Below are 16,521 nucleotides of genomic sequence, written 5' to 3'. Positions count from 1 at the left end.
CTCCTTGACTTGTTATTGGGCGGCAGCCTTGCCCGCCAGCTGAGCGCCATCCGCGGCCTCCTCGCGCGGGTGCTGCACATCGCTGTAGCGGCTGAAGTGCATCCAGATCAGGCTGACCGACACGGTGCCGAACAGCAGCATGAAGCAGCTGGAGCGGATGCCGGTGAGGTCCAGCGCAATGCCGAAGAGCACCGGCAGCAGGAATCCCCCCAGGCCACCGGCCAGCCCCACCACACCCGAGACGGCACCGATGTTGTCGGTGAAATCATCGGAAATGAACTTGAAGACCGACGCCTTGCCGATGGCCGTGGCAATGCCCATCAGGAACAGCAGGAAGGTGAACACCCACGGGCTGTGACCGATGTGGAAGTTCAGCGGACCATTGACGGTGCTGATGGTGAAGTCGGTCTGCGGATAGCTGAGGAAGAAGAAGCAGATCCACATGATCCAGAGCACATACCAGGTGGTTTTGTACGCACCGGCCCGGTCGGAAATCCAGCCACCGATGGCACGCAGCACACCGCCCGGCAGCGAGAAGCAGGCGGCCAGGAAGGCGGCCAGCTGGATGCTGAAGCCGAACTCGTTGATGTAGTACTTGGTCAGCCACAGGGCCAGCGCCACATAGCCGCCGAAGACCACCGAGTAGTACTGGCAGTAGCGCCAGACGCGCGGGTCGCGCAGCACATGCAGCTGGGCCTTCAGCGAGGTGGCACTGGGTACGTTGTGCGCCGGATTTGTGCGCGAGAACATCCAGAAGATGCAGGCCGTGACGGCCATGCCGGCGGCATAGACCTTCGGCACGAAGGTCCAGGTACCGGCGTAGGCGATCAGCGGCGGGGCGATGAACTTGGTCATGGCCGAGCCGGAGTTGCCGGCGCCGAAGATGCCCATGGCCAGCCCTTGGCGATCCTTCGGGAACCAGCGCGCCACATAGGGCGTGCCAACCGAGAAGGAACCACCGGCCAGACCGACGAACAGCGACAGCACCAGGAACTGCCAGTATTCGGTGGCATAGGCCATCAGCCAGATGGCGGGCACGGTGCAAAGCATCAGCACGAACAGCACGATGCGGCCACCGAAGCGGTCGGTCCAGATGCCCAGCGGCACCCGCACCAGCGACCCGGTCAGCACCGGCATGGCCGTCAGCAGGCCAAACTGGGTTTCGTTCAGCCCCAGCTGCTCCTTGATGGGGATGCCCAGCACGGCAAACATCATCCACGCGGCAAAACAGACGGTGAATGCAAAGGTACTGGAGGCCAGCACCGAATAGGCGCCGGGGGGAACGGGACTGTGCTGGATCTTGTCGACCATGACAGAAATAGCCTCTTTTCATTCTTGTAAGGGGCCTGCCCCGGGGCTTTCGCGCCGACAGTCAAAAAACGGCACCGACCGTCAGGATCATCCCGGGAGACCCATGCGCCAGAATGTAGAACTTGTTCACATCGTTCACCATTCCTCATAGGGGGAATACCCCCACCTACCCCGGGACTAGTTCCAAAGAACTATATTCATCAAGCCACTGATTTCAAGGGAAAAACATGCGATGACCCGCAATATTTCATGCGTCGCACAACCATTCCCGACGGCATTCATGAACTTCATGAATGGAAAGGGCGCAGAAAAACCGCCGGATCGACAGACACGGCCAGCCCGCAAATCCATAAAGACCCTGTCGGATAATATTGATCGTTATTGAAAACGATTATCCATCCGCATCCGCTTCATGGTCCGACCCCAAATTCGGGTCTGCACCATGCAAAGGCCACCTCGGTCATAGAATCTCCTCCATGCAGTCTTTCCGGCCCGCGCCCTCACGATCACCCATGAGCGCGCCCCGGTGCGTCGGGCATGCCGCTCTCTGCCATGAGCCGTCCGCCGCGCCGCCCCGCCATGTTGCCGGGCCTGTCCCACCATCCCCTCTTGAACAGCATCCCCATGGACAAAGACATCCAGACATCCTGTCCCGCCGCCGACCCTCAGCCGGTCGTGCAATCGGCCGGCATGGCCGCCATCTTCATCGTGCTGTCCCTGGCGGACGGCGACGAAGCCGCCGACACCGCGCGCGACGCCCTGGGTGAAGTGCCGGCCATGCTGCGCACCCTGAACCTGCGCCTGCCCGGCGCCGCCCTCAGCTGCGTGATCGGCATCGGCCACGACGCCTGGCCCCGCCTCTTCCCCGATCATCCCCGGCCCAAGGGGCTGCACCCCATGAAGGCCTTCAAGGGCGCCAAGCACACCGCCCCCGCCACACCTGGCGACCTGCTGCTGCACATCCGTGCCACGCGTACCGACGCCTGCTTCGAGCTGGCCATGCGCATCCGCGAACAGCTGGGCGACGCCGTCGTGCCGGTGGACGAGGTCCATGGCTTCCGCTATCTGGATGCCCGCAGCATGGTGGGCTTCGTCGACGGCACCGAGAACCCGCAGGGTCAGGAGGCCGTCGAGGCGACGCTGATCGGCGACGAGGATCCTGCCCACGCCGGCGGCAGCTACGTCATCGTGCAGAAGTACATCCACGACATGACGGCCTGGAACGCGCTGCCGGTGGCCGAGCAGGAAAAGGTCATCGGCCGGACCAAGTATGACGACATCGAGATGGACGACGAGGTGAAGCCCACCAACTCGCACATCGCGCTGAACGTGATCGAGGACGAGGACGGCAACGAGCAGGCCATCCTGCGCGCCAACCTGCCCTTCGGCAACCCGTCGCGCAACGAGTACGGCACCTTCTTCATCGGCTATGCCCGGTCCCTGGAGATCATCGAGCAGATGCTCACCAACATGTTCATCGGCCGTCCGGAAGGCAATTACGACCGCCTGCTGGACTACAGCCGCGCCGTGACCGGTACCGCCTTCTTCGTGCCGTCCGCTTCCTTCCTGGAAGAAGCGCTGGGCGGCGACTGAACCCGAACGGCACCGACGCACCGCCCGGGTCAGGCGACGCCCGGGTCGGATCTTCCCGAAGCATCAGGTCGGTGCCGTTCGTAGCAGGAGGCCGTCCGTTGGGCGCATGGCCCCCCGCCAACTGATGCAAGCGGCCGCGGGGCGCGGCACACTCATGGGCCAGGCAGGGTCCGGGAATGGATCCTTCCCGGCTTTTCCTGATCCATGAGGGTAGGTTGCCCGTGTCCGCAAATCTTCCACCGCAAGCAAAGAACGAACGTGCCGACAAGGCCGATGCCGTGCAGCTGCCCGGCATTGCCCGCGTGCTGATCCAGCACCAGCTGCTGTCGCCCGAGCAGGCGCGGGAAGCCCATGCCAAGGCTCAGGCAGCCGAGAACGGCAACTTCCTCGACGAGCTGGTCATCAACAGCAAGGTGCTGAACCCGCTGCGGCTGGCCACCTTCCTGGCCGAGACCTTCGGCATGCCGCTGATGGATCTGGCCAGCCTGGACTTCAGCACCCTGCCCCTGGACCAGATCGACCGCAAGCTGCTGGCCGAGACCCGCGTCATCCCGCTGATCAAGCGCGGCAACCGCCTGGCCGTGCTGCTGTCCGACCCGACTGACAACCAGGCCATCGAGCGCGTCAAGTTCCAGCAGCAGGCCATCATCGACCCCATCGTCGTCGAGCACTCCAAGCTGGTCAAGCTGATCCAGAACCTGGACCAGAGCACCGCCGACAAGCTGGCCGACCTGATCGGTGACGTGGAAGAAGAAGAGTCCGCTGTCGCCGATGGCGCCGTGGCGCTGGAAGACAACGCCGACGTGGACGACGCGCCGATCGTGCGCTTCCTGCAGAAGGTGCTGATGGATGCGATCCAGGGCGGTGCCTCGGACATCCACTTCGAGCCCTACGAGAAGTTCTACCGGATCCGCTTCCGGGTGGACGGCGAGCTGCGTGAGATCACGCAGCCGCCCCTGGTCATCAAGGACAAGCTCGCCTCGCGCATCAAGGTCATCTCCCGGCTGGACATCTCGGAGAAGCGGGTGCCGCAGGACGGCCGGATGAAGCTGGTCATCTCCAACAACCGCGCCATCGACTTCCGGGTCTCCACGCTGCCCACGCTGTTCGGCGAGAAGATCGTGATGCGTATTCTGGACCCCTCTTCCGCGAAGCTGGGGATCGATGCGCTGGGCTATGACCCCGAGCAGAAGAAGGCGCTGACCGAGGCCATCGCCCGTCCCTACGGCATGGTGCTGGTCACCGGCCCCACCGGTTCGGGCAAGACCGTGTCGCTCTACACCTGCCTGAACATCCTGAACCAGCCGGGCGTCAACATCGCCACCGCCGAGGACCCGGCCGAGATCAACCTGCCCGGCATCAACCAGGTCAACGTCAACGACAAGGCAGGCCTGACCTTCGCTGCAGCCCTGAAATCCTTCCTGCGTCAGGATCCGGACATCATCATGGTGGGTGAGATCCGCGACCTGGAAACTGCCGACATCGCCATCAAGGCCGCCCAGACCGGCCACATGGTGATGTCCACGCTGCACACCAACGACGCCCCCACCACGCTCACCCGTCTGATGAACATGGGCGTGGCACCCTTCAACATCGCCTCGTCGGTGATCCTGATCACCGCGCAGCGTCTGGCCCGTCGGCTGTGCACCCAGTGCAAGCAGCCCGTGGACCTGGACGATGACGCCCTGCTGGCCGCCGGCTTCACCGAAGACGACCTGGACGGCAGCTGGCGCCCCTACAAGGCCGTGGGCTGCGAGCGCTGCAACGGCTCGGGCTACAAGGGCCGGGTGGGCATCTACCAGGTCATGCCGATCTCCGAAGAGATCCAGCGCATCATCCTCAATTCCGGCAACGCCATGGAAATTGCCGCCCAGGCCAAGCGCGAGGGCGTCAACGACCTGCGCACCTCGGGGCTGATCAAGGTCAAGCAAGGCCTGACCACCATCGAGGAAGTGCTGGGCGTCACCAACGAATGACCCCCCTGTCCGGCTGGTTCACCCCGGCCCTCCCCCACCGCTTTCCGAAAGAACCGAAAACTCCGGAGTGACGCAACAACATGGCAGCCAAGGCAATGACCGCATCGGGCGCAAAGAGCGCCACCTCGCGGCCCAAGGAATTCAACTTCGTCTGGGAAGGGCGCGACCGCGCCGGTAAGACGCTGCGCGGTGAAACCCGGGCCAGCGGCGAAACCATCGTCGTCAACACCCTGCGCCGGCAGGGCATCGTCGTCACGCGCATCAAGAAGCAGCGCTACAAGGCGGCACGCGGCAAGATCCAGGACAAGGACATCACGCTGTTCACGCGCCAGCTGGCCACCATGATGAAGGCCGGCGTGCCGCTGCTGCAGGCCTTCGACATCGTGGCCAAGGGGACCGACAACGGCGCCGTGGCCAAGCTCTTCACCGACATCAAGGCCGATGTGGAAACCGGTACCGCGCTGTCGCAAGCCTTCCGCAAGTATCCCCTGTACTTCGACAACCTCTTCTGCAACCTGGTGGGCGCGGGTGAACAGGCCGGTATTCTGGACGACCTGCTGGACCGGCTGGCCATGTACAAGGAGAAGATGGAGGCCATCAAGGCCAAGATCAAATCCGCCCTCTTCTACCCCACGGCCGTGATGGTGGTGGCCTTCATCGTGGTGGCGGTGATCATGCTGTTCGTGGTTCCCGCCTTCAAGAGCGTGTTCGAGAGCTTCGGCGCCGACCTGCCCGCTCCCACGCTGTTCGTGATGGCGCTGTCGGACTACTTCGTCCAGAACTGGTACATCATCTTCGGCGGCATCGGCCTGGGCATCTACTTCTTCCTGCAGGCCTGGAAGCGCTCGCCCAAGATGCAGATGTTCATGGACCGGCTGTTCCTGAAGCTGCCCATCTTCGGGCCGGTCATCCGCAAGGCCACCATCGCGCGCTGGCTGCGCACGCTGTCCACCATGTTCGCTGCTGGCGTGCCGCTGGTCGAAGCCCTGGACTCGGTGGGCGGCGCCGCAGGCAACATCGTCTACCTGCAGGCCACCAAGAAGATCCAGCAGGAAGTCTCCACCGGTACCAGCCTGACGGTGGCCATGAACAACGCCAACGTCTTCCCCAACATGGTGCTGCAGATGGCCTCCATCGGCGAGGAATCCGGTTCGCTGGACTCCATGCTGGGCAAGTCCGCCGACGTGTATGAGCGCGAGGTGGACGATGCGGTGGAAAGCCTCTCCTCCCTGATGGAACCGCTGATCATGGTGGTGCTGGGCACGCTGATCGGTGGTCTGGTGGTGGCCATGTATCTGCCCATCTTCAAGCTGGGTCAGGTAGTGTAATACTTGCACCCGCCACCCTAGGAAGGTGCGGACGGCAGCACGCACCGCCCTTCCCCGGAAACCGGGGCGGCCATGCCCGCATGGTCGCCCTTTCACATTTCAGGGGAGTCCGGACAGACTCTCCCGCTGACACACCCTCGCGGCAGCACATGACCGCAGGAATAGACCGCAGGGGTCTGCCCGGCCCCCGCCAGGAACCAGGGAAACAAGCATGGGCATCGAAGACATCTACTGGATCACGCCGGAGTTCTCCGTGATCGTCGCCGGCGTGGTGGGCCTGCTGGTGGGCAGCTTCCTCAACGTGGTCATCCACCGGCTGCCGCTGATGATGCAGGCCCAGTGGGAAGCCGAACTGGAAGAAGCGCTGGCACAACAGAACCCCGCTGCCGCAGAAGCTGCCCCCCCGGTCGAGAAGAAGGCCCCCTTCAACCTGCTGGTACCGCGCTCGCGCTGCCCGCACTGCGGCCACCAGATCACCGCCCTGGAAAACATCCCGGTGCTGTCGTGGCTCTTCCTGCGCGGAGCCTGCCGCGAATGCCGCAAGCCCATTCCGGTGCGCTACCCGCTGGTGGAACTGCTGACCGGCGTGCTGGCCGCCGCCAGCGTCTGGCATCTGGGCTTCGGCGTCACCGGCATTGCCGCCGCCATCTTCTGCTGCGTGCTGGTGGCCCTCACCTTTATCGACTACGACACCCAGCTGCTGCCCGACAGCCTGACGCTGCCGCTGCTGTGGGGCGGGCTGCTGCTCAACCTTACCTCACACGGCATGGCGCCGCTGCCCGATGCCGTCATCGGCGCCATGACCGGCTACCTGTCGCTGTGGAGCGTCTACTGGCTCTTCAAGCTGCTCACCGGCAAGGAAGGCATGGGCTACGGCGACTTCAAGCTGCTGGCCGCCCTGGGCGCGTGGTTCGGCTGGCAGGCCCTGCCCGCCATCATCCTGATGTCCTCGGTCATCGGCGCCGTCGTGGGCATCAGCCTCATCTTCTTCAAGGGCCACGGCCGCAGCCAGCCCATCCCCTTCGGCCCCTACCTGGCCGGCGCAGGCCTGGCCATGCTGTTCCTGGGTGGCCAGGTCATGACCTGGATGGGAGTGGGTGTGCAGCCTTCGGTCATCATCGGGCCTTGAGCGGCACCTGCTGCTACCAGAAGGGGCATGATTTGCCCGAAGCTTCCCGGGTTCCCCGGAAGCTGCCCTTCAATGGTTTCAGCGGGCTACACCAGGCAAGGCTCCACGATCAATACTGCAGGACGTGTACGATGAAGAACATCGCCCCCGAATGTCCCTGCTCCTCACGCCCTGCCCCATGCCTTCGCCCCTCTCGCCTACAGCACAACACCCCTCCCTGTTCACCATCGGCCTGACCGGCGGCATCGGCAGCGGAAAGAGCAAGGTGGCGGACCTGTTTGTCGAACACGGCGCGGCGCTGGTCGATACCGACGAGATCGCCCATCGGCTGACGGCCCCGGGGGGAGCCGCCATTGCGGCCATCCGCACGGCCTTCGGCGACGAGGTGATTGCTCCCGACGGTCGGATGGACCGCGCCGCGATGCGCGCCCTGGTCTTTGCCGCCCCGGCGCGACGCAAGGAACTGGAGGGCATCCTGCATCCGCTGATCCAGGCCACCGTGCGCGATGAGCTGTCCCGGCTTGCCCAGGACGACTCGGTCTCCCGACCGCCCTACGTGCTGATCGCGGTGCCGCTGCTGGTTGAATCCGGCCACTGGCTGCACCGTGTGGATCGCGTGCTGGTGGTGGACTGCCCCGAGGAGGTTCAGGTGGCACGCGTGATGGCCCGTTCGGGTCTGTCCGAGGCGCAGGTGCGCAGCATCATGGCAGCGCAGGCCAGCCGGGCCCAGCGGCTGGCAGTGGCCCATGCCGTCATCGACAACGGCGGCAGCCTGGCAGACACGGCTGCCCAGGTGGCCCGGCTGCATGCACGCTTCCTGGCCGAGGCGGCACAGGCCTGAAAGCCACCATTCAGCGGCCCGCACACCACGGTTGCCCCGCTCCTGCGGGCTCTGGCAGGGTGCCGGCCGTGTCGACAGGGTTATCATCAGGGACAGCGCAGGCCGCGCGCTGCCCCTGCCCGATGCCGGGCATTCCGGCCTCCTCACGGTTTCATCCGGCTGATCCCATCATCCGGCCCACCCCTGCATGCACTCATGATCATCTACCTGCATCCCTTCAACGAGCGTGTCCGCACCATGCTTCGGCTCGATGAGCTGTACCGCCGCTTCGAGCGCCTGGTATCGCGCAACGACTCGCTCTCGCACCATGCGGCGCTGGGTACGCTGTTCGAGATCATGGAACTGTCGTCACGCGCCGAAGTGCGCGCCGACCTGCTCCACGAGCTGGAGCGTCAGCGCCAGACGCTGGCCTCGTTCAAGAATGACCCCGATGTGGCCATCGACGCCCTGTCGTCGATCCTGGGCGAGATCGAGGATGCCGCGGCCGCCCTGCAGCAAAGCGCCGGCAAGGCCGGCCAGGCACTGCGCGAGAACGACTGGCTGATGAACATCCGCAGCCGCAGCGTGATGGCCGGCTGCAGCTTCCAGGTGGACCTTCCCTTCTACTATGCCTGGCAGCACCGCCCGCCCGAAGAGCGGCGCGAAGCCATCATCGAATGGGCTCGTCCCTTCGGTGCCGTGCGCGAATGTCTGACCATCGTGCTGCGCCTGCTGCGCGAATCCGGCCAGAAAAGCCGCGTGACCTCGCAGAACGGCAGCTACCAGCAGCAACTGGGTGGCAAGACCTATCAGCTGGCCGAGATCCACCTGGACGAAACGCTGGGCGCCATTCCCGAGTTCTCGGCCAACAAGTACATGCTGTGGATCCGCTTCGGCCGTCTGGACCGCGAGTTCAAGACCCGCCCCTACGAAGGCAGCGTCGATTTCGAACTGAGCCTGTGCAACCTCTGATGAAACCCGCCGACGCTCCGCCCCCCTCTCGCCGCATCACCGTCAACTGCCCCACCTGCCAGGGACCGTCCCTGTTCGCCCCGGAAAACCGCTGGCGGCCGTTCTGCTCCGAGCGCTGCCGGATGATCGACCTGGGCGCCTGGGCCAACGATGAATATGTGGTGCCCGGCCAGCCCGTCGAAGCTGACGACGACATCCCGCCTCCCGGCCCCCGGCACTGACGGACACCCCCGCGCATCCGCGCCGGGCGCACGACAGCCCCGGTGCGGAAGCCGCCCACACGCTGCACACTGACAACGCAGCGTATCTCTCGCGCCATAACCCCGGGCCATCGATCCCCTGTCCGTTTCCTTCGATCGATTCCGCCCCGGCACACTGCGTTCCGCTCCTTCGCAGACCCTATCCTTCAGATTGGCCACGAGCCCTCTTCCACGCCGCCCTGTGGAACAGGGCCCATGCCGCCTCCGATGACCGGCCACTCCGGCCGATCGCTCTGGCAAGGATATGTGACGCGATGCACAAGCAGGTTTCCCGATCGTTCTCTCAGGCCCTGGCATTGCGCCCGGAAAGCATGGCCACGCCGCCGTGCCACCACGGTGCAGCATTCACCCGTTTCCGCCCCACGCTTCTGGCCGCAGCCCTGCTGGCAGCCCTGTGGAGCGCACCAACCCACGCCGCCCTCAACGCTGTCAACTACACGGTGGACTCCGACGGTACGCCGGGATGGGACGCCACGGATGGCCCCGGTCTCGACACGGGTCCGAACAACCAGCGGGTACGCACCCATGACGAAGTCACCTACCAGGTGGCCATCTCGTATTCCGGCGGCACCAAGGATGCAAAGGTCGAACTGACGCTTCCCAGAAGAGGCGATGGAAAGCCGCTTGCCGAGTGGCCCACGACCCCCCCCGCCGATTGCGTGGCAAAAGGCTCACGTGTTTCGAGCGATCGGCAGACGCTTGTCTGCGCCCTGCCGGACTACACCGGCTCCGGCACGAACTCAGGCAGGTTCAGGGCCCACGTCCTGGGCTCCAACGCCAACGGCACCCCGATGCCGCCCCCCACCCTGAAGGTCAGCTCGCTCAATACTCCCACCATTGCCCCGGCCACGCTGCCGCCGGCACTGACCATCACGGCTGCCCCGTTCTACGACGTGGTGGTCATGGACACCTATCCCGGCAACCCCATGGCCTACGGATTCCAGGCTGGGGGCGGCCCCAACAAGGAAGACGGCTTCTACCATCGCATGATGGTGGGCCTCATGGCCCGCAATCCCAGCGGCAACGGCAAGAAAGGGGTCGAACAGCTTGATCCCACCAAACCCATCGAGATCAGTCTCAATGTTGCCGGCTACCCGCAATCGGTACGTCTGGACAACTGGCGCACTCGCGCCAACACTGAAGCCGCCGACCTGCCCAGCGGCAGCTTTGCCGACGGCTGCGGCAGCATCTGGCAGGGTGCTCCCAGCCAGCTGGCCGGCCGCGGCATCAACGCCTATCAGAGGGTCGGTGATATCGGGGGGCCAAGCAAGGAAAACTGGATGGTTGCCAACGGCGGCGACTGTGAAGCCTTGCCTACCGCCAACGGTCTGCCGGACAACAACATCGTCAGGATCCGCCTGACCGGCGTCGACACCAGCCTTGCCCATACGCCAACCCAGATGCGGGGCGGAAGCTCCATTCCGCCCGACGAACACTGGGTCGCCAGCAAGGCCCTGGTGTTCTGGACGGACCTCAACGACTACCCACCCGAGCAGACCATTCAGCACACGCTGAGACTGGCTGATTTCAAGGCGACCTCCATCAGCAATCAGGCCGCCCAGAACACCCGAACCAGCAATGATTCGTTCACGCACGAACTGATCAACCGGCCTGACGGTTACTCCAGCAAGATCTATACACCCGACGCCGCCCAGCGCCCCCCGATCGGTACCGTACGCGATCCGGCCTATACCGGGGATGACTTCGTCGACTACATGGCCCATGGCCAGATCGTCAAGGCACGTGTCGTGTTCACCAACAAAGGTAGCGTCGCCTTCCGGAACCTGTCGATGTGCGAAATCATCGACAGGACCGCATTCGACCTGGCGGACCATTTCGGCGCCACCTTCACGCCCCAGAGCGGTGAGGGTGCCGTGCAGTATGGCGTCCGTTCAGGTGGCCGTTACTTTGCCAGCACCGACAGCGCCCTCTCCCCCCGCCTGTCCGCAGCATCCGTCACCGGAGCGTCGGAGTACGCCAGGGCCAACTGCACAGACCCCTCCATCACCTGGTATCGCAAGTGGCAGGATGCAGAAGCGGCCGGCGGCGTCACCTATGTGAAGGGCACCGGCAACCTGCCGGGAGGCAAGAGTGCCTACCTGTACATCTCGGGACTGAAACTGCGCGAGACTTGGGCCGAGACCATTGCGGTCGAGACGCCGACACCTTCGGTACGCCAGAAAGGCACCGAGATTGCGGAAGGCACCATCATCCGTAACCGTGGAACACTGGCGGCTGACAACATACCCGAAGCCTTGGTGCAGAGGTTTCAGCCTTCGCTGCGTGACCACCTGCAGGTCACCAAGGCGCGCACCACCACCCGCATCGCCAAGAGGATCATCGAGCCGGCCAACGCCACCCAGCCCGTGGCGGCCGGCACCACACTCACCTTCCAGCTTCTGCCGCGCTACGCCACCGTGCTGCCGCCCTACCCCGGTACCGTCACCGTCACCGACGTGCTGCCGCGCGGCATGCGCTATGTGCCCACCAGCAGTCGCCAGGGCGGCCGACCCGTCGAGCCCCAGGTGGAAGAGGACACCCCCTCGCAGGGTCTCACCCGCCTGACCTGGACCTACACGAACGTCACCCCGCACGTGGGTACCGACCTGGAAGGCGGCGCCTACCTGCCCGACATCACCTTCCGTGCGAAGCTGGCGCTGACACTGCCCAACGGCGCATCCCTGCGCAACCAGGCCGTGGTCAGCGGCGGCGCCATTGATGCTGATCCGGACTGCGAGTTCGACACCGCCTCGGGCGGCTTCAAGGCCTGCGCCAAGTCGGCCGACGCCTCCGTCACCATCGACACGCCCCCGGGCTTCGTGCTGCAAAAGACCGTCTCCAAAGAGGAGATCGAGCCGGGCGAGGCCTTCCATTACGATATCGCCTTCTATGCGATGGGCCAGACCCTGCGGCAGATCGACATCCCCGACGTGATCGACATCCTGCCCTTCGTGGGCGATGGCACGGCCGATACCGCGCGCTCGTTCAACGGCCGCAACCCGGCCTCGCGCTTCGATGCCGGCGCCTACCACCTGCAGGCCGTCGAGCCCCCGACCATCGACCCGGGCATGCGCATCTACTACACCAACCGTGCGCCTGCCGAGATCCACAACGACGCGCGTGACGCCAGCAACGTCATGCCCGGCGGCAGCACCCGCTGGTGCCAGGCCGCCGAGTTCGGCCAGGCCGGCTGCCCGGCCGACATCGGCCAGAGCACGGCCATCCGCACCCAGTCCACGCTCACGCGTCTAGGCTCGGGCGAGCCCTACGAGATCCGCGTCAAGATGACGAGCGATCCGCTCATCGCCCAGCCCGGCGACGTCTTTGCCAACCACGCCGGTGCCCGTCCCGTCAATCCGAGCAGCCACCTGCTCTACACCTACTCCGGCACCGACCTGAACGTGCGCATCCGCACGGTGCCCCTCAACAGCCTGGCCGGCCGGCTCTACATCGACGGCCACCAGGACGGCACCTTCAACCATGACGATGCCGCCCTGCCCAACCAGTGCGTGCTCCTGCAGGGGCAGGACGCCCAGGGCCGGGCCGTCACGCTCTCGACCCGAACCAATGCCCAGGGCGAGTACGGCTTTGCCATGGGCGCGGCCAACACGGTCTTTGCCAACGCCGACTGCAGCGGCACGGCGCTCGTGCGCTTTGCCGGGGTGCCCGGCGGCACCTATGCACTATCGCGTGTCACGGCCAACAGTGCAGACAGCCTGCCGGGGGCAGCCCGTGCCGGTGCGCAGGGCGGTCAGCCCGCCACCGACGGCCGCAGCATCGCCAGCATCACGCTGACGGGCGACCAGAACGCCACCGGCTACGACTTCACCGAAGCACGCCAGAAACCCCGGCTCTCGCTGCAGGCCAGCATCGACAACACCCATGGCGGCAAGGCCCAGCTGGGCGAGATCGCGCTGACGGCCAAGGGTCCGGGCGATCCGGCGCTCACGCTCCAGGGCACCAGCGGCAGCGCCCCGGTCACCCGCACGGACGTCGTGCCCGGCACCTATGCCCTGTCCTCCCCAGCCCTGACGGGCTACGCCATCAGCGCCTGGCAGTGCGTGGTCAATGGCCAGGCCCCGGTCGATGGCGCCAGCGTCGCGCTCACCTGGGGCGATGAGGCCACCTGTTCCGTGCGCTATGCCGGTCGGGCCGAGCCGCAGCTCACGCTGGTGGGTCAGGTGACCAACAACCACGGGGGCAAGCTGGGCGTGCATGACGTGCACCTGTCGGCCCAGCACGACAAGGACACCGACCCCAGCATTCACGGTGTCACGGGCGAGGCTGCCGTCTCCCAGGCCAACGTCGCACCCGGCACCTGGACGCTGGCGGCGCCGGAGCTGCCCAACTACCGCCATGGCGACTGGCGCTGTGTCATCACCACCGGGCACGGTGCGTCGGCTCAGACCACGACCGCCACGGGTGCCACCCTGGCGCTGGACTACGACCAGAAGGCCACCTGCACCCTGGCCTACGAGGATCTGCCGCGGGCCAAGGAATCGCGCCTCACACTGGTGAGCGTGGTCAACAACCGCCATGGCGGCACGGCCACGGCAGAGAGCGTTCCGCTGTCGGCCAGCCACTTTGAAGAGGCTACCTCCCGCACGGTCACCGTCACGGGCAACAGCGGCAGCAGCGCCGTCACCCAGGCTGATGTCGTGACCGGGGACTGGACACTCTCGGCCCCTGCCCTGCTTCGCTACTGGCACAGTGACTGGCAGTGCAGCATCGACGGAGCACGTGCCATCCGCATCGCCAACGGGGACGCCAAGACCGGTGTGGCCAGCAGCCTGAACCTGCAAAAGGGCCAGGCCGCCGTCTGCACCATCGTCTACGAGGACAGCGCACCGGCGCGGCTCACGCTCGTCAACACCGTCACCAACGTCCTGAGCGGCACCGCCCAGGCCGAGGACTTCCCGCTCTCGGCCGATGGCCGCATCCTCGTGGATGGACGCAGCGGCCAGCCCACCGTGACCCAGGTGGAAGTGCCGGCTGGCGCCTACACGCTGGCGGCCAGCACCCTGCCCGGCTACTCGGCCAGCACCTGGAGCTGCGCGAACGCCAGCGGCCAGGCGGTGAACCTGGCCAACAGCAAGCTCTCGCTGCAAAGCCATGACGATGTCACCTGCCGCGTGCATCATGTGGACCAGCCGGTGAGCCTGACGCTGGCGCTGGACATCAGCAACAGCCATGGTGGCACGGCCACGCCGGCCCAGCATGCGGTCTCGGCCAGCGGCCCGGACAATATCCAGGGCGTCACCGGCAGCCGGCCCGTGACGCTGGCCGGGGTGCGCCCGGGCGTCTACGAGCTGCAGGCGCTGGCACTGCCCGGCTACCAGACGGGCAAGTGGGTCTGCAACGGCGGCACGCTCAGCGGCAACACCCTGACGCTGGCCAATCAGCAGAACGTCACCTGCCGGCTGGAACTGAAGGACATCCCGGCCTCGCTGAAGCTGGCCAAGGCCGTCGACGGCAGTGCACGCCTTGTGGCCGGCACCGCCAACGAGTATGACGTGGCCTACACCCTCACCGTCAGCCACGAGGGCGGCATCGCCGGCGTCTACGACCTGGTTGATGCCCCGGCCTTCGACAGCGATGTGGAGATCGTCAGCGCCACCGTCCTGCGCAACGACCAGGCCCTGAACGTGACGCCTTCGGCTGTCACGGGTGCTGCACAGGCTCGCCAGCAATGGCCGCTGGCCACCCAGCAGTCGCTGGCCATCGGTGCCTCCGATGTGTACCGCATGACGTTCCGCGTGCGCGTGCCCTTCGACGGCAGCACCGCCAACGACCGCTGCCAGGCAGCCGGTGACGGCTCGGGCCATGGCCTCTTCAACGCCGCCACCCTCACCCGTCAGCAGGGCGGACAGGCCAGCGGCGAGCCGCTCTCGGCCCAGGCCTGCCTCGACACGCCCGAGCCGGTGCTGGCTGCCACGCTCTCCATCGACAAGACCAGCACCAGCCGCTCGGTCGAGATGGGCGATCTCATCACCTATCAGCTGCGCATCCGCAACAACGGCAAGGCCCCTGCCCTGTCGCCGATGGTGGTCGACCGGCTGCCGCGGGGCTTTCGCTTCGAGCCCGGCTCGGTGCGCATCGCCAATGCCCGTGCCACCCAGGTGCAGATGCATGGCGATCGGGAGCTGCACATCACGCTGGATCGCGTGGCCGCTGCCGGCACCGCCCAGGCCGCCGGCCAGGGGGGCAGCAACAGTGATGTGACGATCACCTATCGGCTGCGTGCCGGGGTGGGCTCGTCCCAGGGTGACGGCATCAACCGCGCCCACGTGCAGTGTCTGGGCCGTGATGGCGCAAGCCGCAGCCAGTGCTCGAACGAGTCCCGCTGGAAGGTGCGTGTTACCGGCGGCATCTTCTCCGACGAGGCCTGCCTGGCCGGCCAGATCTACGTGGACTGCAACGGCAACAGTGTGAAGGACCGCGAGGAGCTGGGCATTCCAGGCGTGCGCCTGTACCTGGAGAACGGCACCTGGATCGTCTCCGACGAACAGGGCAAGTACAGCCACTGCGGTCTGCGTCCGCGCACCCACGTGCTCAAGGTCGATGAGCGCACCTTGCCCCGCAAGAGCCGGCTCGTGACCAGCAGCGCCCAGAACGTGGGTGATGCGCACAGTCTCTTCATCGATGCGAAGAAGGGCATGCTGCACCGCGCCGACTTCATCGAGGGTTCGTGCAGCGCCACCGTCATCGAGCAGGTCAAGGCGCGTCAGGCCCAGGGCGCCAACGTGAGCGTGCAGACCGAGCCGGGGCAGCCGGCGCTGAGCTTTGACAGCAAGCGCGGCATTCCGGCACGGCCGCGCCAGCAAGGCACCGACGGTGCCGATCAGCCGATGGCGAAGACGCGGCACTGAGACGCGACACTGAGCCATGACGCGCCGGCTCGACCCGTAGTCTATCGGGTACCGGGATCCGGGAGATTTCCCGGATCCCCAGGGGATGTCTCAACGGCACAATAGTTCCATCCCACCCATCCCCTGCCCATCCCCACTGATCGACTGCTGCCCGTTTTCCATCGGCAGCCAGCTCAGCGGCGAATATCCTTCATTCATGAACCGGTCCGCCTTCCTGCCCAGCACGAAAGACGGACGCCTGTTTCCATGACCGACCACCCTGC

General features: G+C 65.7%; 9 protein-coding genes. 8 read left to right on the top strand and 1 reads right to left on the bottom strand.

Going from position 1 to position 16,521, the window contains the following annotated elements; translation table 11 throughout:
• Positions 1-12 precede the first annotated feature (12 nt).
• Entirely contained in the window at positions 13-1,311 is a 1,299-nt protein-coding gene (locus tag EL249_RS04295) for an MFS transporter (RefSeq protein ID WP_005674120.1), read from the bottom strand.
• Positions 1,312-1,935: 624 nt separating this feature from the next.
• Between EL249_RS04295 and EL249_RS04290 the strand changes: the two genes are divergently transcribed.
• From EL249_RS04290 to EL249_RS04255, 8 genes are all read left to right on the top strand, one after another.
• Positions 1,936-2,904 carry a Dyp-type peroxidase gene (locus EL249_RS04290; RefSeq protein WP_040531668.1) on the top strand — a complete coding sequence of 323 codons (969 nt, stop codon included), beginning with the start codon at positions 1,936-1,938 and terminating at the stop codon, positions 2,902-2,904.
• A gap of 284 nt (positions 2,905-3,188) precedes the next feature.
• The gene (pilB, locus tag EL249_RS04285; RefSeq protein ID WP_267878749.1) at positions 3,189-4,880 is read left to right on the top strand and encodes a type IV-A pilus assembly ATPase PilB; all 1,692 of its coding nucleotides are present in this window, start codon (positions 3,189-3,191) and stop codon (positions 4,878-4,880) included.
• An 80-nt stretch (positions 4,881-4,960) separates the two neighbouring features.
• Positions 4,961-6,208 (top strand): type II secretion system F family protein, encoded by a 1,248-nt coding sequence (locus EL249_RS04280; protein WP_005674125.1) that lies wholly within the window; start codon positions 4,961-4,963, stop codon positions 6,206-6,208.
• Between the two features lie 211 nt (positions 6,209-6,419).
• The gene (locus tag EL249_RS04275; protein WP_005674126.1) at positions 6,420-7,337 is read left to right on the top strand and encodes a prepilin peptidase; all 918 of its coding nucleotides are present in this window, start codon (positions 6,420-6,422) and stop codon (positions 7,335-7,337) included.
• A 151-nt stretch (positions 7,338-7,488) separates the two neighbouring features.
• Entirely contained in the window at positions 7,489-8,178 is a 690-nt protein-coding gene (gene coaE / locus EL249_RS04270) for a dephospho-CoA kinase (protein ID WP_005674127.1), read from the top strand.
• Between the two features lie 195 nt (positions 8,179-8,373).
• Positions 8,374-9,129: a cell division protein ZapD gene (gene zapD, locus EL249_RS04265; protein ID WP_005674128.1), complete on the top strand. Its 756-nt coding sequence runs from the start codon at positions 8,374-8,376 to the stop codon at positions 9,127-9,129.
• Complete coding sequence (locus EL249_RS04260) at positions 9,129-9,350, top strand: DNA gyrase inhibitor YacG (protein ID WP_005674129.1); 222 nt, start codon at positions 9,129-9,131, stop codon at positions 9,348-9,350. The genes zapD and EL249_RS04260 overlap by 1 nt, the downstream gene beginning before the upstream one ends.
• Before the next feature lie 350 nt (positions 9,351-9,700).
• Complete coding sequence (locus tag EL249_RS04255; RefSeq protein WP_170169597.1) at positions 9,701-16,258, top strand: DUF11 domain-containing protein; 6,558 nt, start codon at positions 9,701-9,703, stop codon at positions 16,256-16,258.
• The last annotated feature ends 263 nt before the right edge of the window (positions 16,259-16,521 follow it).

Source organism: Lautropia mirabilis, assembly GCF_900637555.1.
Classification (GTDB): domain Bacteria; phylum Pseudomonadota; class Gammaproteobacteria; order Burkholderiales; family Burkholderiaceae_E; genus Lautropia; species Lautropia mirabilis.
Note: the sequence above shows the minus strand (reverse complement) of the source record. Positions and strands in the feature narration are given on the sequence as shown.